22 protein-coding genes are annotated in these 18,561 nt (G+C 61.7%); 16 read left to right on the top strand and 6 right to left on the bottom strand.

Features of this window, described 5'->3' with window-relative positions; genetic code table 11:
- Window positions 1-2: 2 nt before the first annotated feature.
- Complete coding sequence (locus BFP95_RS09195; RefSeq protein WP_065872711.1) at window positions 3-317, bottom strand: DUF883 family protein; 315 nt, start codon at window positions 315-317, stop codon at window positions 3-5.
- A 360-nt stretch (window positions 318-677) separates the two neighbouring features.
- Here BFP95_RS09195 and BFP95_RS09190 point away from each other — a divergent pair, with 360 nt between their 5' ends.
- Window positions 678-1,886, top strand: a complete 1,209-nt coding sequence (locus tag BFP95_RS09190) for an ammonium transporter (protein ID WP_065872710.1) — start codon at window positions 678-680, stop codon at window positions 1,884-1,886.
- Here the strand turns inward: BFP95_RS09190 and BFP95_RS09185 are convergent.
- A complete protein-coding gene (locus tag BFP95_RS09185) occupies window positions 1,873-3,609 on the bottom strand; it encodes a cation:proton antiporter (RefSeq protein WP_083207091.1) in 1,737 nt (578 codons plus the stop codon). The two genes, BFP95_RS09190 and BFP95_RS09185, sit on opposite strands and share 14 nt — an antisense overlap.
- A 149-nt stretch (window positions 3,610-3,758) precedes the next feature.
- Here BFP95_RS09185 and BFP95_RS09180 point away from each other — a divergent pair, with 149 nt between their 5' ends.
- The 3 genes from BFP95_RS09180 to BFP95_RS09170 all read left to right on the top strand — a co-directional run bounded on the left by BFP95_RS09180 (window position 3,759) and on the right by BFP95_RS09170 (window position 5,368).
- Window positions 3,759-3,995, top strand: a complete 237-nt coding sequence (locus tag BFP95_RS09180; protein WP_065882540.1) for a glutaredoxin family protein — start codon at window positions 3,759-3,761, stop codon at window positions 3,993-3,995.
- Window positions 3,996-4,069: 74 nt separating this feature from the next.
- The gene (locus tag BFP95_RS09175; protein ID WP_065872709.1) at window positions 4,070-4,405 is read left to right on the top strand and encodes a transcriptional regulator; all 336 of its coding nucleotides are present in this window, start codon (window positions 4,070-4,072) and stop codon (window positions 4,403-4,405) included.
- A gap of 72 nt (window positions 4,406-4,477) precedes the next feature.
- The gene (locus tag BFP95_RS09170; RefSeq protein WP_065909894.1) at window positions 4,478-5,368 is read left to right on the top strand and encodes a pseudouridine synthase; all 891 of its coding nucleotides are present in this window, start codon (window positions 4,478-4,480) and stop codon (window positions 5,366-5,368) included.
- 55 nt (window positions 5,369-5,423) lie between these two features.
- Here BFP95_RS09170 and BFP95_RS09165 read toward each other — a convergent pair whose 3' ends face one another.
- Window positions 5,424-5,645 carry a YgdI/YgdR family lipoprotein gene (locus BFP95_RS09165; RefSeq protein WP_010211805.1) on the bottom strand — a complete coding sequence of 74 codons (222 nt, stop codon included), beginning with the start codon at window positions 5,643-5,645 and terminating at the stop codon, window positions 5,424-5,426.
- A 79-nt stretch (window positions 5,646-5,724) separates the two neighbouring features.
- Entirely contained in the window at window positions 5,725-6,327 is a 603-nt protein-coding gene (mobA, locus tag BFP95_RS09160; RefSeq protein WP_065872707.1) for a molybdenum cofactor guanylyltransferase MobA, read from the bottom strand.
- Window positions 6,328-6,403: 76 nt separating this feature from the next.
- Between mobA and moaB the strand changes: the two genes are divergently transcribed.
- The 3 genes from moaB to BFP95_RS09145 all read left to right on the top strand — a co-directional run bounded on the left by moaB (window position 6,404) and on the right by BFP95_RS09145 (window position 9,513).
- Entirely contained in the window at window positions 6,404-6,943 is a 540-nt protein-coding gene (gene moaB, locus BFP95_RS09155; protein WP_048729884.1) for a molybdenum cofactor biosynthesis protein B, read from the top strand.
- Complete coding sequence (gene glp / locus BFP95_RS09150) at window positions 6,927-8,153, top strand: molybdopterin molybdotransferase MoeA (protein ID WP_065909893.1); 1,227 nt, start codon at window positions 6,927-6,929, stop codon at window positions 8,151-8,153. Before moaB ends, glp begins: the two co-directional genes overlap by 17 nt.
- Window positions 8,154-8,256: 103 nt before the next feature.
- Window positions 8,257-9,513, top strand: coding sequence for a hypothetical protein (locus tag BFP95_RS09145; RefSeq protein ID WP_139114655.1), 1,257 nt, complete (start codon window positions 8,257-8,259; stop codon window positions 9,511-9,513).
- Between the two features lies 1 nt (window position 9,514).
- Here the strand turns inward: BFP95_RS09145 and BFP95_RS09140 are convergent, their stop codons facing one another.
- Entirely contained in the window at window positions 9,515-9,844 is a 330-nt protein-coding gene (locus BFP95_RS09140) for an EscU/YscU/HrcU family type III secretion system export apparatus switch protein (protein ID WP_065909891.1), read from the bottom strand.
- Window positions 9,841-11,418 carry a flagellar hook-length control protein FliK gene (locus tag BFP95_RS09135; RefSeq protein WP_065872703.1) on the bottom strand — a complete coding sequence of 526 codons (1,578 nt, stop codon included), beginning with the start codon at window positions 11,416-11,418 and terminating at the stop codon, window positions 9,841-9,843. The genes BFP95_RS09140 and BFP95_RS09135 overlap by 4 nt, the downstream gene beginning before the upstream one ends.
- A 200-nt stretch (window positions 11,419-11,618) precedes the next feature.
- Between BFP95_RS09135 and ccmA the strand changes: the two genes are divergently transcribed.
- The 9 genes from ccmA to ccmI all read left to right on the top strand — a co-directional run bounded on the left by ccmA (window position 11,619) and on the right by ccmI (window position 18,558).
- Window positions 11,619-12,254 carry a cytochrome c biogenesis heme-transporting ATPase CcmA gene (ccmA, locus tag BFP95_RS09130; protein WP_065872702.1) on the top strand — a complete coding sequence of 212 codons (636 nt, stop codon included), beginning with the start codon at window positions 11,619-11,621 and terminating at the stop codon, window positions 12,252-12,254.
- Window positions 12,251-12,919: a heme exporter protein CcmB gene (gene ccmB, locus BFP95_RS09125; protein WP_017734375.1), complete on the top strand. Its 669-nt coding sequence runs from the start codon at window positions 12,251-12,253 to the stop codon at window positions 12,917-12,919. Before ccmA ends, ccmB begins: the two co-directional genes overlap by 4 nt.
- A gap of 86 nt (window positions 12,920-13,005) precedes the next feature.
- On the top strand, window positions 13,006-13,761 hold the full coding sequence (locus BFP95_RS09120) for a heme ABC transporter permease (protein WP_065872701.1): 756 nt from the start codon (window positions 13,006-13,008) through the stop codon (window positions 13,759-13,761).
- Window positions 13,758-13,934: a heme exporter protein CcmD gene (gene ccmD, locus BFP95_RS09115; protein ID WP_049709263.1), complete on the top strand. Its 177-nt coding sequence runs from the start codon at window positions 13,758-13,760 to the stop codon at window positions 13,932-13,934. Before BFP95_RS09120 ends, ccmD begins: the two co-directional genes overlap by 4 nt.
- The gene (gene ccmE, locus BFP95_RS09110; protein ID WP_065872700.1) at window positions 13,931-14,386 is read left to right on the top strand and encodes a cytochrome c maturation protein CcmE; all 456 of its coding nucleotides are present in this window, start codon (window positions 13,931-13,933) and stop codon (window positions 14,384-14,386) included. The genes ccmD and ccmE overlap by 4 nt, the downstream gene beginning before the upstream one ends.
- A 3-nt stretch (window positions 14,387-14,389) precedes the next feature.
- The gene (locus BFP95_RS09105; protein WP_065889464.1) at window positions 14,390-16,375 is read left to right on the top strand and encodes a heme lyase CcmF/NrfE family subunit; all 1,986 of its coding nucleotides are present in this window, start codon (window positions 14,390-14,392) and stop codon (window positions 16,373-16,375) included.
- Window positions 16,372-16,908 carry a DsbE family thiol:disulfide interchange protein gene (locus tag BFP95_RS09100; protein ID WP_010211784.1) on the top strand — a complete coding sequence of 179 codons (537 nt, stop codon included), beginning with the start codon at window positions 16,372-16,374 and terminating at the stop codon, window positions 16,906-16,908. The genes BFP95_RS09105 and BFP95_RS09100 overlap by 4 nt, the downstream gene beginning before the upstream one ends.
- A complete protein-coding gene (locus BFP95_RS09095; protein ID WP_043050428.1) occupies window positions 16,905-17,378 on the top strand; it encodes a cytochrome c-type biogenesis protein in 474 nt (157 codons plus the stop codon). Before BFP95_RS09100 ends, BFP95_RS09095 begins: the two co-directional genes overlap by 4 nt.
- A complete protein-coding gene (gene ccmI, locus BFP95_RS09090) occupies window positions 17,371-18,558 on the top strand; it encodes a c-type cytochrome biogenesis protein CcmI (RefSeq protein WP_065872698.1) in 1,188 nt (395 codons plus the stop codon). Before BFP95_RS09095 ends, ccmI begins: the two co-directional genes overlap by 8 nt.
- The last annotated feature ends 3 nt before the right edge of the window (window positions 18,559-18,561 follow it).

Below are 18,561 nucleotides of genomic sequence, written 5' to 3'. Positions count from 1 at the left end.
GATTAGCGCCTTGTGGCCAACAGGCCGATCAGAAAGCCCACGCCGGCGGCAATGCCCACCGACTGCCAAGGGTTGGCCTGCACGTAATCTTCAGTGGCGGTGACCGCCGCCTGGCCACGTTCGCGCAGGGACTCTTCGGTCTGTTTCAGGGTTTCGCGGGCCTGCAGCAGCGTGTCATGAATCTTCGCACGCAGCTCATCGGCCTGGTCACCGGCAAGCACCTTGGTGTCATCCAGCAACCGTTCGGTGTCAGTCACCAAGGTTTGAAAATCCGCCATCAATATTTCTTGAGCAGTCTTTGCAGTTCTTCTGGCCATGGTTATCTCCGTGATTGGCTGATCGGTACGTCGGTTCGATACGTAGTGGTTTCGAGTCACCGGCATCGGTGAAGGTTCAGTGCAATTGTCTGGTACAGCTTTTGCTTTGCCTTGGTGCGCAGGCCCCGGGGCTTGCGCTGAATCCGGGCGGCTTTAGGCAATGCCTTGAAAAACCTTACCCTAAATAACTGAAACCCGCGGAAAAACCCTTTCGGCAACGGCCTGTTGTGTTGATCGCTGCGCTAAAGCGGTTCACATCCTCTGTAGAGGGGTGGGGCCGGCGGTGCCAATTTAGTGCGCGCAACCCTGGCTTGAACCGCTTTGGTGCTTTTTGCCTTTATTACAGGCCTGCCAACCTCCATGGAAAATCTGCAAAGTGCAGTGGACACCCTCGTCCATAGTTCCAATACCCTGTTTATCCTGATCGGTGCGGTCATGGTGCTGGCCATGCACGCCGGCTTCGCGTTCCTGGAAGTGGGCACCGTGCGCCAGAAAAACCAGGTCAACGCCTTGTCGAAGATCCTCAGCGACTTCGCCATTTCCACGCTGGCCTATTTCTTTATAGGCTATTGGATCTCCTACGGTGTGAGCTTCATGCAACCGGCCGCTGTGATCAGTGCCGATCATGGTTATGGGTTGGTGAAGTTCTTTTTCCTGCTGACCTTCGCGGCGGCGATCCCGGCGATTATTTCCGGCGGTATCGCCGAGCGTGCGCGGTTTGCGCCGCAGCTCTGTGCAACGGCGTTGATCGTGGCGTTTATCTACCCGTTTTTCGAAGGCATGGTGTGGAACGGCAATTTCGGCCTGCAGGCGTGGCTGCTCGCGACCTTTGGCGCCAGCTTCCACGACTTTGCCGGTTCCGTGGTGGTGCACGCCATGGGCGGCTGGCTGGCGCTGGCGGCGGTGTTGTTGCTTGGCCCGCGCAATGGGCGCTACCGCGACGGGCGCCTGGTAGCGTTTGCGCCGTCGAGCATTCCGTTCCTGGCGTTGGGCTCGTGGATTTTGATCGTCGGTTGGTTTGGCTTCAACGTGATGAGCGCGCAAACCCTAAACGGCGTCAGTGGCCTGGTGGCAGTCAATTCGCTGATGGCCATGGTCGGCGGCACGGTTGCGGCCCTGGTCATCGGTCGCAATGACCCAGGCTTCCTGCATAACGGTCCATTGGCCGGGCTGGTGGCGATCTGCGCGGGCTCCGACCTGATGCACCCGGTGGGCGCGCTGGTCACGGGGGCAGTCGCCGGTGGTGTGTTCGTGTGGTTCTTCATCGCGGCCCAGGATCGCTGGAAGATCGACGACGTACTGGGTGTGTGGCCGTTGCACGGCCTGTGCGGGGTGTGGGGCGGCATCGCTTGTGGCATTTTCGGCCAGACCGCCCTCGGTGGGCTGGGGGGTGTCAGCCTGATCAGCCAGTTGATCGGCACCGCCCTCGGTGTGCTGGTGGCGCTGGCCGGCGGCCTGTTGGTGTACGGCGTGATCAAGCGCGTGACCGGGCTGCGCCTGAGCCAGGAAGAGGAGTACTACGGCGCGGACCTGTCGATCCACAAGATCGGCGCGGTCAGTCAGGATTGATCGGCGCCTCTTCTGCGTTGTTCGGGTGCGAGTAAAAACCGTGCAGCAGGTGATAGCGGTTCTGCCGCACTTCATCGACACGCGCCTGTACCTGTTGGTCCGGCAGGCCTAGCAGGATCAAGGCATGGGAGGCGAGCATCAGGCTCGACTCCAACAGCTCGGGCACCACTTCATTGGCGCCCGCGGCTTTCAGTTCGGCCAGTTGGCTGTCATCGCGGGTGCGCACCAGAATCGGCACTTCGGGGTTGATCCGGCGCGCTTCTTTCAACACCACCAAGGCAACGTCGCTGTTGTCCACCGCAATCACCACCAACCGTGCACGCTCCAGGCCGACTGCACTGAGCAGGGCACCACGCCGGCAATCGCCGTAATGCACGCTGCTGTCTTCGGTCGTGGCTTCCTGGACCCGTTCCGGGTCGTCATCCAGGGCGATAAACGCCTGTTGCTCATTGCGCAGGAAACGTCCGATGGATTGGCCTACGCGTCCATACCCGCAAATCACTGCGTGCCCGCGCAACTCGGCGTTCAGCGCGGTGATTTCTTCCAACTGCACTTGCTGGTTGGGCTTGCGGTGCAGGCGCAGGGCAATGCGTGGTGCGGCGCGCAACAGCAGCGGCGTCAGCAACATCGAACAGAACGTGGCAGCGAGCAGCAGGCCGTTGAATTCATCCGGGATCAGACGGCTTTGCTGCATCTGCGCCATCAACGCAAAACAGAACTCGCCACCCTGGGCCAGGGCCAGGCCACTGCGCCAGGCGGTTTCACTGTCGCTGCCACGCAGCTTGACCAGCGCGGCGACCACACAGCCTTTGGCCACCATCAATGCCAGGGTCATGCCGAGGATCAGCAGGCTATGGCTGACGAACAGTTGCAGGTCGATGAGCATGCCGATGCTGACGAAAAACAGCCCCAGCAAGATGTCGCGAAACGGGCGGATATCCGCCTCGATCTGATGGCGGTAGTGGCTTTCCCCTAACAACATGCCGGCGAGGAACGCACCCAGCGCAGGGGAGAGCCCAAGCAGGTGGGTGAGCCAGGCGGTCAGCAACACAATCACCAGCGCCAGCAGCACAAACAGCTCTGCCGAATGGGAGGCGGCGACCTCGCGGAACAAACGCGGCAACAGCCAACGGCTGGCGAGCAGCAGGCCGACAAACAAGAACACGGTTTTGCCGAGTGTCAGCGGCAGCGCCAGGTACCAGGCTTGCTCACCGGTGCCGGCAAACACCGGCACCAGGGTCAGCAGCAACACCGCCACTACGTCCTGAAACAGCAACACGCCAATCGCGTTCTGGCCGTGGCTGCTGAAGATTTCACCAAGGCTGGTCAGCTCCTTGCTGACAATCGCCGTGGATGACAACGCCAGCCCGGCCCCCAGCAACAGGGCGATGCCCGGCGCCACACCAAAGGCCATCAATAATCCGCCCAGCAGTACTGCGCACCCCAGCACCTGCAAACTGCCCAGGCCAAACACCACACGGCGCAAGGCGAGCATCCTGGTCAGGGAAAATTCCAGGCCCAGGGAGAACAGCAGAAACACCACACCGAGTTCGGCGAGGTCGGGCAGGTCCTCGCTGTCATTCACCCAGTCCAGCGCGGTGGGCCCCACGGCCAGGCCGACGCACAGGTAGCCCAGCACGGGCGGCAATCGCAACCGGCGAAACAGCGCAATCACCACCAGGGATGAGGCCAAAATGATCAGCAGGTTGGCAAACACACGCATCTCCGTTGCTAGGGGGCAGGCAAAAAGCCGCGAGAATCGCCGAATCAGTTATACGCCATGGTGACCTGGGTCAGGGTTTTAGTGAGGGTGGGCGAGAGGCCGTAACCGAGCTTAGAATGGTGGCCTGTTTTCTGACCAGGTCCATTGCCATGCTTCCTGAATGCCAGTTATTCGGCACCCTGGGTTGCCATCTTTGTGAAATCGCCGAAGCCGAAATCATGCCGCTCGTCGAACACGGGTTGCTGGTGGAACTGGTGGATATCACCGACCCCGAAGACCTGACCGAAGCCTACGGCCTGCGGATCCCGGTGCTTCGCCGGGTAGACACCGGGGCGGAACTGGATTGGCCATTCGACACACAACAGGTTGTCGCCTTCCTTCGCTGAGTTTTATGCGATGGCAGGTTTCCGATTATTACGTTACTGTATGTTTGTACAGCGATTGAATAGAGGGAACGCCCGTGGTGAATGTTGAACAACTGAAAAGCAGCGTCAATCGCATGTCCGCCGATGTCGTGCGCGACGCGGTGAACGAGCTGCGCCTTGACGGCCTGGTCACGGAAGGCAAGACGCCGTTTAATAAAGTGCATTTCAATACTTGCTTCGCCGAGATCGAGGCGCTGTTCCAGCGCGCCGGTTATCACAAGCAGCTGGATGTGGTGGGTTACCAGGGCTTGTTGTACGCGTTGTACGACCCGGGCCGCTGGGAAGCGGTGGACGTGCTGCGCTGGCTCAAGGAGTTCACCGACGCCGCCAGTGCCTCGAAGGTTCTGCGGGCCGCGTTGGCCAAGGCCTGAGATTCGCCCTAGGCTCAATCCCGCGCAATGCGGGATAATGCCTGCCGGTTTTCCCAAGGCTTGAGCATCTGCATGTCCACTTCTGTTTTTATCGCCTCCGAGCATCAAGCCAGTACGTTGTACTTGCCACCGGGCCCTTGGGCGACGGTGCTGGATTGCCTGTGCGAACACTTCCCGGCGATCAGCCGTGAACATTGGCTGGACCGCATCGCCCGCAGCCGCGTATTGGATATCAACGGCAGCCCGATCAGCCAGGACCTGGCCTACAAGGAAGGGCTGTGCATCTATTACTTCCGCGAAGTGCCCAACGAGAAAATCATCCCCGTACAGGAAACCATCCTGTACGCCGACGAGCACCTGGTGGTGGCAGACAAACCCCATTTCCTGCCCGTGACCCCGGCCGGTGAATATGTCGAGCAAACCCTGCTGCGGCGCCTGATTCGCCGCCTCGACAATCCATCGCTGGTGCCCTTGCATCGCATCGATCGGCATACGGCGGGGTTGGTGCTGTTCTCGGCCAACCCGGCCAGCCGCTCCGCGTATCAACAACTGTTTCCCACGCGCAAGATCGATAAATTCTACGAGGCCATCGCACCGGCCTTGCCTGAACTGGCGTTCCCCAGGGTGCATAAAAGCCGCCTGGTCGATGGCGAGCCGTTCTTTCGTATGCAGGAGGGGTCTGGCGCCGCCAACACTGAAACGGCTGTGGAAGTGCGCGAAAAGAATGGCGATCTATGGCGCTACGGCCTGTTTCCCGTGACCGGCAAGAAGCACCAGTTGCGTGTGCACATGGCCGCACTTGGCGCGAGTATCTGTAACGACCCGTTCTACCCGGATGTGATCAAGGACGCGGTGGACGACTACGCCAACCCACTCAAGCTGCTGGCCCAGGGCGTGCGTTTTATCGACCCGGTCACCGGCGTAGAGCGCAGCTTCCGCAGCGAGATCACCCTGGACTGGTAACCCCTCGGAAACGACAAGGCCCGCGCGAGGCGGGCCTTGTGGCAAACGCTAAGACTTACAGGTCTTTAACGGTGCGAACCTGATCTTTGTTGATGCGGGTGCGCTTGCCGTCAAGTTGTTCGAATTCGTAGAAACCCGAATCTTCATTGTATTTCGGGGTGTCGACGGCCTGGATTTCGCGACCGTCATTCAGGGTGATCACTGTCGGCGAGGCGCAACCGGCGAGGGTGGCGAGGCCCAGTGCAAGCATGAGAGCGGCGATGGTCCGTTGAGTCATGAGTTTGTCTCCGAGAGAATACTTTTTAATTGCTGACCTTGTGACGCGTGCGGCGCCGACAAAGTTCCTGATGCGAGGTTCATTCTGACATGCCCGACAGCGTCTGTAACAGCTCGGGCGTATTAAGGTTGGCCAGTCGCGGGTCATCCGCCGGGCACTCCAGTCCCACGCCACCCAGTTGCAGGAAGATCTTGCGTGGGCTGCGTTCACCCGCACGCCATGCCTGTTCTACCTCAGTTTGCAGGTGGGTAGGGATGATGCAGATCAAGGGTTCCCAGAATTCACCATGGCGCACCATCACTGGCAGTAGCGGGTTGCGCTGCGCTGTCTGCCGCAGGTCGGCGAGCAATCGGGCGTCGATATGCGGTACATCGCACGGCAATATCAGCAGGTGCGCGTGGCGCGCGGCGGCGAGTCCCGCACGGATACCGGCGAGCGGGCCGGGAAAGTCCGGGCTGTCGTCATTCACCAGTTGGTCGGCATAGACGGCGTACTGTTGCGGGTTGCGGTTGCACGAGATGATCAGGTCATCCGTGAGCGGTCGCACCAGGCTCTGTAGATGCGCGATCAAGGGCTGGCCACGCCAATCCAACAGGCCTTTGTCCTGGCCGCCCATGCGCTGCCCGCGCCCACCGGATAGCAGCAGGATCGAACACGGCAGGGGGGATGAGTCGATAGGCATGGCGGTTCCGCAACGGCAGCAAAAGGGGGGCCTGTGATATAACATCGGGCTGTTCCTTCGACAACCGGACCGTGCCATGAACGCCAAGGCAGATGCGCCCTTCGTACCCCTGAATATCGCTGTATTGACCGTCAGTGACACCCGCACCCTGGACACCGACACCTCGGGCCAGGTCTTCGTCGACCGTCTCACCGCCGCTGGCCATACCCTGGCCGAGCGCGTGCTGCTCAAGGACGACCTTTACAAAATCCGCGCCCAAGTCGCCCACTGGATCGCCGAAGACGTGGTGCAAGTGGTGTTGATCACCGGCGGCACCGGCTTCACCGGCCGTGACAGCACGCCTGAGGCCGTCAGTTGCCTGCTCGATAAACAGGTCGACGGTTTTGGCGAGCTGTTCCGCCAGATATCCGTGGCTGATATCGGCACCTCTACCGTGCAGTCTCGCGCATTGGCAGGCTTGGCCAATGGCACCCTGGTGTGCTGCCTGCCGGGTTCCACCAATGCGGTGCGTACCGGCTGGGATGGCATCCTCGCCGAGCAGTTGGACAACCGTCATCGCCCGTGCAACTTCGTACCGCACCTGAAGCAGGCCGAGCCTTGTGAATCCCGTGGGTAAGCCTGGCAAGACCGGCGCCCTGATGCCGGTGGAAGAGGCCTTGCAAAAACTGCTGGCGATGGCCGAAGCCGCGCCGATCCGCGAGCAGGAAACGCTGCCCCTGGCTGACTGCGATGGCCGTGTATTGGCCCAGGACCTGATCTCTACGCTCGACCTGCCGCCTTGGCCGAACAGCGCCATGGACGGTTACGCCGTGCGCTTGGCGGACTGGACCGGTGAACCGTTGGCAGTGAGCCAGCGCATCTTCGCAGGTCAGTCGCCACAGCCCCTGGCCACCGGCACCTGCGCGCGGATCTTCACCGGCGCGCCGGTTCCCGAAGGTGCTGACTGTGTGGAAATGCAAGAAAACGCTGTGGTTCACGCCGACGAGCGCGTGAGCTTCACCGAAGCCCTGCACATCGATCAGAACATCCGCCCCCAAGGCCAGGAAACCACCGTAGGCGAGCTTGTGTTAACGGCCGGCACGCGCCTGGGCCCGATTGAGCTGGGCCTGGCCGCTTCCCTTGGCCGTGATTGCCTGGCAGTAGTACGCCGACCGCGTGTGGCGGTGTTGTCCACCGGCGATGAATTGATCGAGCCGGGCTTGCCGCTCGGGCCGGGGCAGATCTACAACAGCAACCGTGGCGTGCTCTGCTCATGGCTGGCGCGCATGGGTTGCGAAGTGATCGACGCCGGCATCCTGCCCGATGACTTGGACCGGACCCGCACTCGCCTGGCCGATCTGGGCAATGTCGACCTGATCCTGTCGACCGGCGGTGTGTCGGTAGGCGAGGCGGACTTCCTCGGCATTGCCCTGCGTGAAGAGGGTGAGCTGGCGCTGTGGAAACTGGCGATCAAGCCAGGCAAGCCGCTGACCTTCGGCCACTTCCGAGGCGTGCCGGTGATCGGCCTGCCGGGCAATCCGGCCTCGACGCTGGTGACGTTTGCGCTGCTAGCGCGCCCTTATTTGTTGCGCCGTCAAGGCGTGCAAGATGTCGAGCCGCTGCGCTTTGAAGTGCCGGTGGGGTTCGTGTGGCCCAAACCGGGCAATCGTCGCGAATACCTGCGCGGGCGTATCGAGCAGGGCCAGGCGATCATCTATCGCAACCAGAGTTCCGGCGTGCTGCGCAGTGCGGCGTGGGCGCAAGGGTTTGTGGAGGTGTTGGAAGGCACGACATTGACGATTGGCGACCGGGTCAACTTCATTCCTTTGAGTGAAGTAATGGGCTGACGCGCAGTTCATCGGTGGCTGACTGACGCTCAAGAAAAGTCCTATGAGTAAACCTGAGCGGGCAGGCTAATTTGCCGAGTTCTGGTTAACTGGAGGACTGACGATGACTATCCAACGTGCTACATCCATTAATAGCGTGGAGGCGCCCGTTTACGCCGAGCCCGGCATGCTCACTGCAGCCTCAATCAATTCAACCAATGCGCGTAGGGTCTTGAGCGAATTGATTGGCCGGCCGCCTTCCGAGGACAATTATCGAGAGCGACTTGCCTGCATGATCGCCGATCCGAATATTACTTCCTGGCAGGCGTTGACGCGCAACCCAGGGCAGTTGCAACGGCTGCAGGATAACGAGCGGTTGGGCTGGTCCAACCCGGCTGCGGCTGACAGCAGTATGCCAACACTGGCGCAGGCTCTGGGCAAAAGAAACGTCTGGCTGCCTGAGGTGGAAAGCCTCAATGCCAACATCCTGAAAAATCTGACGGCGCAGTTGGCAGAGAAGTACCTGACGCAGTTCCAGTCAATCCTCCACGACCAGGCACCTGCCGTGTCGCAAGATGTCTCGATAGTTCGCGGTGCGCCGTCAGCGGGTAAAACCACCTTTCTGACTGGCCAGTTCGCGCTCAACACCGATGTTGTGAAGAATATGATCCAGAACCGTATGCCCGGTACCAGCATGCTGCAAGTGCATGATCAGGGCGCGGCACTGGTTCAGCAGTTCATGGGGCCTATGGAAAAGCGCTTGGGGCAGCCATTGACGCGGGACGCGTTGTACCTGTGGCCAAATGACTTCAATCAGAAGATCGCCGATGTCGCACGTTTGAGCCAAGCGCCCAAGCTGCATTTCCATGATATCCAGGTGGACCTGGCGACCTTGTGCTGCCGGATTCTCAAACGTGGGACGGATGAGGCGGTGATGGACTTCAATGTCCTGAGCCAGTTTTTCAGTGCGGGTCTGGAGCATCGTGGCCAGAGTATCGAGTCGGTCAAGAGCAATCAGGGCAGGCTCAAAGAGTATTCACTGTCGGCCTGGGACGGTCAGCAAAACGTGCTCGTCGCCCAGCGCGCACCAGGTACGAAGGCGTTTGTGATCAAGGATCAGGTCCTGTTCGATCATGTTACTGCCCGAGATAGCCGTTCCATCAAGGCGGAGATAGACAATGTTCGCAACACCGTCATTAACGCGCAGTTCATCGAGGCCTTCACTGCTCCACTTCCGCCGGCTCAGGCCAGCGCGTTCGGTGCAGCATTGCGGCGGTACGAGGGGCAGACGTTCGAGCAGGCGTTGAAGCAGCATGCGCAGCGCAAGCCCGTTGCCACGTCGGTCGCGGCCCGCGTGTTGGCCGGTGTGATGCCCGGCTGATTCAGTAGTCATCCCCACGTTCGGTCACGTCGCGCTCCACCGGCCCCGCATGCGGGTCATACCCCACCGGAAACTTGCCTTTCAACGTCCAGGCAAACGCAATGATCTCGGCAATCGTGCGGTACAACTCCTCCGGAATGCTGTCGCCCAACTCCATGCGCGCCAGCAGCTTCACCAGCTCTGCGTTTTCATAGATGGGCACTTCATTTTCCCGCGCCAACTTCAGGATCGCTTCGGCCAGGGCATCATCGCCCTTGGCCGTCAGGTTGGGTGCCTGCTGGCCGTCGTACTTGAGGGCAATCGCCTGGCGCGGTGGGCTTGGGTTTTTCATGCGGTCTCATCCACCCAGCGTTGCTCCAATCCGGTTTTGGGCCCGCGCGGCGGGGTGCCGAGGTGGCAGTCGAGGTCGCCGACGTTGAGGCCCGAGGTCACCAGGCGTTCGCGCAGGTTGCCCAAGTGGCTTTCGATCAGGCTGGCGGTGAATGGCCGGGTCGCCCACAGTTGGCTGGACAGTTTGCCCTGGCTCAGTTGCGCCTGGACCTGCAACGGCCCCAGTGGCTCCATATCAAACGCCAACTCGACGCGCCAGAGCATCTGTTTGGCGTCCTTCTTGTCTTTGCGTTCGGGCTGGTCTTTGTCCGGCGCCGGTTCTTCGCGCTGGAACTTGACCTGCAAGGGCACGATGTCCTGCAGGGTGCGCATAGGGATTTCCAACTGCCACGTGGTTTGCAGGCGACCGTCGGCGGTGGTGCCGGTCTGCTCCAGGCTCGACAGTTGATGGCTTTGCAAGCGCGAGATAGCCCCGGCGGCCAGGCGCAGCAGGTTTTCCAGGTCGCCTTCGCCTTCCAGTTTGGCCATCAGGCGTTCGGGCAGCGGAAAGCCAGCGGGCAGCTGTCGGGCGCTGACTTGGCCGAGGGTGTTCAGCGGGCTGCGTACGAAGTTGGGCAGCACCTGGGCCAGGGTATTGGCGGCGAGGATGGCGTTCAGGTTGGTGCTGGCGGGCAGGGCGGGCAACAAGTCCGCGACCAGGCGCAGCAAGGCACCTTTCATGTCCAGTGGGGGAACTTGCGGGTTTTGCCCGGCAAGCAGCTTGGCTTCAAGAAACGCCCCGCTGTTCTGGATGACTTGCGCGAGCACCTTGGGGTTGCTGACCTGGGCCAAATCCGGCAAGGCGGCCAGCAAACGGTCGGCGGCGGCGCGCAGGTTGGCGGAGGTGCTGTCGCCGCGCGGCAGGTTTTGCAGCGCAGTGAACACCGCATCCAGCGAGCCTTGGCGACTTTGTTGGGTCGACAGTTGCTGCGTGACGGCCAACTGATCCTTGAGCCCGCTCAAGGGTACAAAATTCAAGGTTTGCGCGTTCTGCACCACGGCACTGAGCAGGCTGCCGACGCGCAACGGCTGCGGGCTTTCCACGGTCAGGGTGGCGCCCGTCAGTGCGCTGTTGAGCACGGTCACCAGTGAGCGGTAAATCGCCGGTTGCGCCGTGCCTTGGGGCAGCATTTGGGTGGTCAGCACCTTGGCCTGCAACAGCGTGCCCACCGGCATCTGATTGGTATCGATGCGGGTGAGGGCGGCTACATTCGCGCTCAAGGCCTGCTGCAGGCTGAGCGTCAGGTTGCCGGCGGGCGTCTGGCTGACCGCGACATTGCTGCCCAGCGGCAAGGGTTGGGCGCTGCTGGCTTGCACCAGGGTCTGGCGGCCACCTTCCAAGGTCAATTTGAGTAGCAACTGAAAGGCTTCACCGCCTTGTTTCAGGGCGATCACTTCGGCGTTCGCGGTTTTCCCGGGGTCGATCAAGCCGATCTGCGGCTCCAGCAGTTTCAGCAATTCACCGGCCGCAGGCGCAAGGCTGGGCCCGGCCGCAGTAGCAGGTGGAAGCGTAGGAAGGTTGATCTCACCGGTCATCGCGCGCGTCGTCTCTGGGGAAATTGCCCTCTTTAGAGTAGGGCATCACATGTATAATGCCGCCCGTCTGCAAAGAGAGCGCTAAAAACCTCACAACTATTTGATCCAGCTCTCTAAAATCGGTCGCCAAAGCCGTTATTGTGCATTTCTCTTTAACGGCCGCTGCACCGCCGACTTGAACCGTAAAGGCCCGCGATCTTTTGACCAGCCCTCTTCTTGAAGCCGTAGCGCTCTCCTGTGAACGCGACCTGCGCCTGCTGTTCGAGCATCTCGAACTGCGGCTGGCGGGCGGTGACATGGTGCAGATCAGTGGCCCCAACGGCAGCGGCAAGACCAGTTTGCTGCGCCTGCTGGCCGGGCTGATGCAGCCGACGGCCGGCGAGGTACGCCTCAACGGCAAGCCCCTCAACGAACAACGCACCGAACTGGCACGCAACCTGATCTGGATCGGCCACGCCGCCGGCATCAAGGACGTGCTCACCGCCGAAGAAAACCTCAGTTGGCTCAGCGCCCTGCATCATCCTGCTGCGCGCGATGCCATTTGGCAGGCTCTGGCCGCTGTTGGTCTCAAGGGTTTCGAAGACGTGCCCTGCCACACCCTGTCCGCCGGCCAACAGCGCCGCGTGGCCCTGGCGCGTTTGTATCTGCCCGGCCCGCCGTTGTGGATTCTCGATGAACCGTTCACCGCCCTCGATAAACAAGGCGTCGCCCAGTTGGAAGAACACCTGGCCCAACACTGCGAGCGGGGCGGCCTGGTTGTGCTCACCACTCATCACACGCTAAATCGCATGCCCGCCGGTTACCGTGACCTAGACCTGGGGCGGTGGTCGGCATGAGCGTATTCGCCCTGCTGGTTGCCCGCGAAGCGCGGCTGCTGTGTCGTCGCCCGGCCGAGTTGGCCAACCCGCTGGTATTCTTCGCCATTGTTATCGCGTTGTTCCCGTTGGCGGTCGGCCCCGAGACTAAACTGTTGCAAACCTTGTCCCCGGGACTGGTGTGGGTCGCCGCACTTTTATCCGTCCTGCTCTCGCTGGACGGGCTGTTTCGCAGTGATTTCGAAGACGGTTCCCTGGAACAGTGGGTCCTTTCGTCGCACCCTTTGCCACTTCTGGTACTGGCCAAGGTACTGGCACACTGGGCTTTTTCCGGCCTGGCGCTCGTCTTGCTCTCGCCGCTGCTGGCGATGATGCTGGGCCTGCCCACCGAATGCCTGCCGATCCTGCTCCTGAGCCTGCTGCTCGGTACACCGGTGCTCAGTTTGCTGGGCGCGGTGGGCGCGGCATTGACCGTGGGTTTGAAGCGCGGCGGCCTGTTGCTGGCCCTGTTGATTCTGCCTTTGTATATCCCGGTGCTGATCCTGGGCAGCGGTGCGTTGCAAGCCGCGCTCATGGGCATGCCGGCGACCGGTTACCTCCTGTGGCTTGGTAGCCTGACCGCCCTGGCGGTAACCCTGACACCCTTTGCTATAGCGGCCGGCCTGAAGATCAGCGTTGGCGAATAATGAGGTCTGACTGAGCGCTATACGTTCAGTCAGTAAAGACCCTACGCTTCTTGCCACGACAAGAAGCAACCGTGATGGAAACAGCAATGAACTGGACCTGGTTTCATAAGCTCGGCTCGCCCAAATGGTTCTATGGCATCAGCGGCAAACTGCTGCCGTGTTTGAGCATCGCTGCCGTGTTGCTGATCGGCATCGGCCTGGTCTGGGGCCTGGCCTTCGCGCCGCCGGACTATCAGCAAGGCAACAGCTTTCGCATCATTTATATCCACGTTCCCGCCGCGATGCTGGCCCAGTCCTGCTACGTGATGCTGGCCGTGTGCGGCGTGGTCGGGCTGGTGTGGAAGATGAAGCTCGCAGACGTTGCCCTGCAATGCGCCGCGCCCATCGGTGCGTGGATGACCGCCGTGGCGCTGGTCACCGGCGCGATCTGGGGCAAGCCGACCTGGGGGTCATGGTGGGTGTGGGATGCGCGACTAACGTCCATGTTGATCCTGCTGTTCCTGTACTTCGGTCTGATTGCCCTGGGCAATGCGATCAGCAATCGTGACAGCGCCGCCAAGGCCTGCGCGGTGCTGGCGATTGTCGGTGTGATCAACATCCCGATCATCAAATACTCGGTGGAGTGGTGGAACACCCTGCACCAGGGCGCCACCTTCACCCTCACCGAAAAACCGGCGATGCCTGTGGAAATGTGGGCGCCGCTGCTGCTGATGGTGCTGGGGTTCTACTGTTTCTTCGGCGCCGTGCTGCTGATGCGCATGCGCCTTGAAGTGCTCAAGCGTGAAGCCCGCACCAGCTGGGTCAAGGCCGAAGTGCACAGCAGCCTGGGAGCGCGTGGATGAGTTTTGCTTCTTTCAGCGAGTTTATCGCCATGGGCCACCACGGCCTGTATGTCTGGACGGCCTATGGCATCTGCCTGGCAGTGCTGGCCCTCAACGTCGCCGCGCCGATCCTGGCCCGCAAGCGTTACCTGCAACAAGAGGCGCGTCGTCTGCGCCGGGAGACCGAAAAGTGAATCCGCTGCGTAGAAAGCGTCTGTTGATCATCCTTGCCATCCTCGCTGGCGTCGGCATTGCCGTGGCCCTGGCCTTGAGCGCTCTGCAGCAGAACATCAACCTGTTCTACACCCCGACCCAGATCGCCAACGGCGAAGCGCCTGTCGATACGCGCATCCGTGCTGGCGGCATGGTTGAGAAGGGCTCCTTGAAGCGTTCCGGCGATTCCCTGGACGTGACCTTTGTGGTCACCGACTTCAGCAAATCTGTGACCATCACCTACCGCGGCATCCTCCCGGACCTGTTCCGCGAAGGCCAAGGCATCGTCGCCCTGGGCAAGCTCAACGCCGACGGCGTAGTGGTGGCCGATGAAGTGCTGGCCAAGCACGACGAAAAATACATGCCGCCAGAAGTCACCAAAGCGTTGAAAGACAGCGGCCAGTCCGCGCCAATGCCTGCCAAGGAGGGCTGAGCCATGACGTCCGCACTGTTTATTCCGGAACTGGGCCAGTTGGCGATGATCCTCGCCCTGTGCTTTGCCATCGTCCAGGCCGTGGTGCCATTGCTTGGCGCCTGGCGCGGTGACCGCTTGTGGATGAGCCTGGCGCAGCCGGCCGCCTGGGGCCAGTTCGCGTTCCTGCTGTTCGCGTTTGGCTGCCTGACCTACGCCTTCATGACCGACGACTTTTCCGTCGCCTATGTCGCCAATAACTCCAACAGCGCGCTGCCGTGGTACTACAAATTCAGCGCCGTGTGGGGCGCCCACGAAGGTTCGTTGCTGCTGTGGGCGTTGATCCTCGGCGGCTGGACCTTCGCCGTGTCGGTGTTCTCGCGCCAACTGCCGCAAGTGATGCTGGCGCGGGTGCTGGCGGTGATGGGCATGATCAGCATCGGTTTCCTGCTGTTCCTGATCATGACCTCCAACCCCTTCACGCGCATCTTGCCGCAGATCCCGGTAAACGGGCACGACCTCAACCCGCTGCTGCAAGACATCGGCCTGATCGTGCACCCGCCGATGCTTTACATGGGGTACGTGGGGTTCTCCGTGGCCTTCGCCTTCGCCATCGCCGCCTTGCTCGGCGGGCGTCTCGATGCAGCCTGGGCGCGCTGGTCGCGGCCGTGGACCATCGTCGCCTGGGCGTTTCTCGGCATCGGTATCACCCTCGGCTCGTGGTGGGCTTACTACGAACTTGGCTGGGGTGGCTGGTGGTTCTGGGACCCGGTGGAAAACGCCTCCTTCATGCCATGGCTGGTCGGCACGGCATTGATTCACTCGCTGGCTGTCACCGAAAAGCGCGGTGTGTTCAAGAGCTGGACCGTGTTGCTGGCCATCGCGGCGTTTTCCCTCAGCCTGCTCGGCACATTCCTGGTGCGTTCGGGCGTGCTGACCTCGGTGCACGCGTTTGCGTCCGACCCGGAGCGCGGCGTGTTCATCCTGATCTTCCTGCTGTTTGTGGTGGGCGGCTCACTCACGCTGTTCGCCCTGCGCGCCCCGGTGGTCAAGAGCCAGGTCGGCTTCAACCTGTGGTCGCGGGAAACCCTGCTGCTGGGTAATAACCTGGTGCTGGTGGTGGCCGCGTCGATGATCCTGCTTGGCACTCTGTATCCGCTGGTGCTGGATGCCCTCAGTGGCGCCAAACTGTCGGTCGGCCCGCCTTACTTCAACGCGTTGTTTATCCCGTTGATGGGCCTGTTGATGGTGGTGATGGCGGTCGGCATGCTGGTGCGCTGGAAAGACACCCCGGTGAAATGGCTGGCCGGCATGCTGATGCCAGTGTTGCTCGGCAGCGTGGCCTTGGCGGTGATCGCCGGCTTCGCTTATGGCGACTTCAACTGGGCAGTGCTCGCGACCTTCCTGCTCGCTGCCTGGGTATTGCTGGCCGGCGTGCGTGACATCTTCGACAAAACCCGCCACAAGGGACTGCTCAAAGGCTTGCCGACGCTGACCCGCAGCTACTGGGGCATGCAGATCGCCCACATCGGTATCGCCGTGTGCGCCCTGGGCGTGGTGCTTTCCAGCCAGAACAGCGCCGAGCGCGACCTGCGCCTGGCGCCCGGTGAGTCGATGGACCTGGCCGGTTACCACTTCATCTTCGAAGGCGCCAAGCACTTTGAAGGCCCGAACTTCACGTCAGACAAAGGCACCGTGCGTGTCGTCCGCAACGGCAAGGAAATCGCCGTGCTGCACCCGGAAAAACGCCTGTACACCGTGCAGAGTTCGATGATGACCGAAGCCGGGATCGACGCCGGTTTCACCCGCGACCTCTATGTGGCATTGGGTGAACCGCTGGGCGAGGGTGCCTGGGCGGTGCGCGTGCATGTGAAACCGTTCGTGCGCTGGATCTGGTTCGGCGGTTTGCTCACCGGTTTCGGTGGTTTGCTCGCCGCGCTGGACCGGCGTTATCGGGTCAAGGTCAAGAGCCGGGTGCGTGAAGCCCTCGGCCAGGGAGCGGCGGTATGAAACGTTGGTTGATGGTTGTGCCGCTGGCGTTGTTTTTGGTGGTGGCGGTGTTCCTTTATCGCGGCTTGTACCTGGACCCGGCCGAGTTGCCCTCGGCAATGATCGGCAAACCGTTCCCCGCGTTCAGCCTGCCGACGGTGCAGGGCGACAAGACCCTGACCCAGGCCGACCTGCTGGGCAAACCGGCACTGGTCAACGTGTGGGGCACCTGGTGCATCTCGTGCCGCGTCGAACACCCGGTGCTGAACAAACTGGCCGAGAAGGGCGTGGTGATCTACGGCATCAACTACAAGGACGACAACGCAGCGGCCTTGAAGTGGCTGGCCGAGTTCCACAACCCGTACCAGTTGGATATCCGTGATGAAGACGGCAACCTCGGCCTGAACCTTGGCGTGTACGGTGCCCCGGAAACCTTCTTCATCGATGCCAAGGGCGTGATCCGCGACAAATACGTGGGTGTGATCGATGAGGTGGTCTGGCGCGAACAATTGGCCGCCAAGTACCAGGCGCTGGTCGATGAGGCCAAGCCATGAAGCGCTTGTTAGCCGCCGCTGTTCTGGCGCTCGGATTGGCTGGCGTGGCCCACGCCGCCATCGACACCTACGAATTTGCCAACGACGCCGAGCGTGAGCGTTTCCGCGACCTCACCAAGGAACTGCGCTGCCCCAAATGCCAGAACCAGGACATCGCCGATTCCAACGCGCCCATCGCCACCGACCTGCGCAGAGAGATCTTCCGCATGCTGGGGGAGGGCAAGGACGACCAGCAGATCATCGACTTCATGGTCGACCGCTACGGTGATTTCGTGCGCTACAAACCGGCCCTCACCGGCAAGACCGCGCTGCTCTGGTTCGGCCCTGCCGGGCTGTTGCTGGCCGGCGTGGTGGTGATGGCCGTGATCGTGCGCCGCCGCCGCGCCGCGCCTACCGATGGTTCCGACGCGCTGTCCCCCGAAGAGCGTAAACGCCTCGACCAATTGCTGGACACCAAGACTGATGATTGATTTCTGGCTCGCAGCCGGCTTGCTGCTACTGATTGCCCTGAGTTTCCTGTTGATCCCTGTGTTGCGTGGCCGCCGTGCCCAGCGTGAAGAGGACCGGACCGCGCTGAACGTGGCGCTGTACCAGGAGCGCGTCGCCGAGCTGCAAGTGCAGCAGGACGAAGGCGTGCTGAATGCCGCGCAACTCGACACCGGTCGCGCCGAAGCTGCCCGCGAATTGCTGGCTGACACCGAAGGCGTGGAAAAGCCTCGCGAATCGCGTTTGGGCAAGCCGCTGCCATTGTTGGCGGCCTTTTTGGTGCCTGTCCTGGGCGTTGCGCTGTACCTGCATTACGGCGCGAGCGACAAGGTCGAGCTGACCCGCGAATTCTCCCAGCCGCCAGTGTCCATGGAAGACATGACCCAGCGCCTGGAGCGCGCCGCGGCCGCGCAGCCGGATTCGGCGGAAGGCCTGTATTTCCTCGGTCGCGCCTACATGGCTCAGGACCGTTCCGCCGATGCCGCGAAAGTCTTCGAGCGCACCGTGGCCATCGCCGGTCGCCAGCCGGAGCTGCTCGGCCAGTGGGCCCAGGCGCAGTACTTTGCCGACAATAAACAGTGGTCGCCCAAGGTTCAGGCCCTGACTGACGAAGCCTTGAAGCTCGATCCGAAGGAAGTCACCAGCCTTGGCCTGCTGGGTATCGCGGCGTTTGAAGGTCAGCGTTATCAGGAAGCGATCGATTACTGGAACCGTCTGCTGGCGCAATTGCCGCCGGGAGACAATTCCCGCGCGGCGCTGCAAGGCGGCATCGACCGTGCGGCCGAGAAGCTGAAAGAGAGCGGCGGCACCGTCGCCCCTCAAAAATCCGTGATGAACGTCCGGGTGGACGTGTCCGCCGACGTGAAGGCCAAGGCGCTGCCAACCGACAGCGTATTCATCTTCGCCCGCGCCGTGAAAGGCCCGCCTGCACCGTTGGCAGCCAAGCGCGTCACCGTCGCCGAACTGCCGATCACCGTCGAATTGGGCGATAGCGACGCGATGATGCCGCAGTTGAAACTGTCGAACTTCCCCGAAGTCCAACTGGTTGCGCGCATATCCCGGGCCGGTCAACCGACCACGGGCGAGTGGATCGGCCGCAGCCAACCCCTGGCCAGCTCCACCACTGCGCTGCAGCAGCTGACCATCGACAGTCCGGATAAGTAAACT

The organism is Pseudomonas sp. 58 R 12, from assembly GCF_900005865.1.
Lineage (GTDB): Bacteria > Pseudomonadota > Gammaproteobacteria > Pseudomonadales > Pseudomonadaceae > Aquipseudomonas > Aquipseudomonas tritici.
Note: the sequence above shows the minus strand (reverse complement) of the source record. Positions and strands in the feature narration are given on the sequence as shown.

Bases quoted from the DNA above. Each gene is read 5' to 3' on its own strand.
- BFP95_RS09165 (WP_010211805.1), bottom strand. From the start codon at position 5,645: ATGACTCAACGGACCATCGCCGCTCTCATGCTTGCACTGGGCCTCGCC.
- BFP95_RS09180 (WP_065882540.1), top strand. From the start codon at position 3,759: ATGCTTCCTGAATGCCAGTTATTCGGCACCCTGGGTTGCCATCTTTGT.
- BFP95_RS09195 (WP_065872711.1), bottom strand. From the start codon at position 317: ATGGCCAGAAGAACTGCAAAGACTGCTCAAGAAATATTGATGGCGGAT.
- BFP95_RS09145 (WP_139114655.1), top strand. From the start codon at position 8,257: ATGACTATCCAACGTGCTACATCCATTAATAGCGTGGAGGCGCCCGTT.
- BFP95_RS09190 (WP_065872710.1), top strand. From the start codon at position 678: ATGGAAAATCTGCAAAGTGCAGTGGACACCCTCGTCCATAGTTCCAAT.
- ccmD (WP_049709263.1), top strand. From the start codon at position 13,758: ATGAGTTTTGCTTCTTTCAGCGAGTTTATCGCCATGGGCCACCACGGC.
- BFP95_RS09120 (WP_065872701.1), top strand. From the start codon at position 13,006: ATGAACTGGACCTGGTTTCATAAGCTCGGCTCGCCCAAATGGTTCTAT.
- BFP95_RS09185 (WP_083207091.1), bottom strand. From the start codon at position 3,609: ATGCGTGTGTTTGCCAACCTGCTGATCATTTTGGCCTCATCCCTGGTG.
- BFP95_RS09095 (WP_043050428.1), top strand. From the start codon at position 16,905: ATGAAGCGCTTGTTAGCCGCCGCTGTTCTGGCGCTCGGATTGGCTGGC.
- BFP95_RS09100 (WP_010211784.1), top strand. From the start codon at position 16,372: ATGAAACGTTGGTTGATGGTTGTGCCGCTGGCGTTGTTTTTGGTGGTG.
- moaB (WP_048729884.1), top strand. From the start codon at position 6,404: ATGAACGCCAAGGCAGATGCGCCCTTCGTACCCCTGAATATCGCTGTA.
- BFP95_RS09170 (WP_065909894.1), top strand. From the start codon at position 4,478: ATGTCCACTTCTGTTTTTATCGCCTCCGAGCATCAAGCCAGTACGTTG.
- BFP95_RS09140 (WP_065909891.1), bottom strand. From the start codon at position 9,844: ATGAAAAACCCAAGCCCACCGCGCCAGGCGATTGCCCTCAAGTACGAC.
- mobA (WP_065872707.1), bottom strand. From the start codon at position 6,327: ATGCCTATCGACTCATCCCCCCTGCCGTGTTCGATCCTGCTGCTATCC.
- ccmB (WP_017734375.1), top strand. From the start codon at position 12,251: ATGAGCGTATTCGCCCTGCTGGTTGCCCGCGAAGCGCGGCTGCTGTGT.
- BFP95_RS09105 (WP_065889464.1), top strand. From the start codon at position 14,390: ATGACGTCCGCACTGTTTATTCCGGAACTGGGCCAGTTGGCGATGATC.
- BFP95_RS09135 (WP_065872703.1), bottom strand. From the start codon at position 11,418: ATGACCGGTGAGATCAACCTTCCTACGCTTCCACCTGCTACTGCGGCC.
- ccmI (WP_065872698.1), top strand. From the start codon at position 17,371: ATGATTGATTTCTGGCTCGCAGCCGGCTTGCTGCTACTGATTGCCCTG.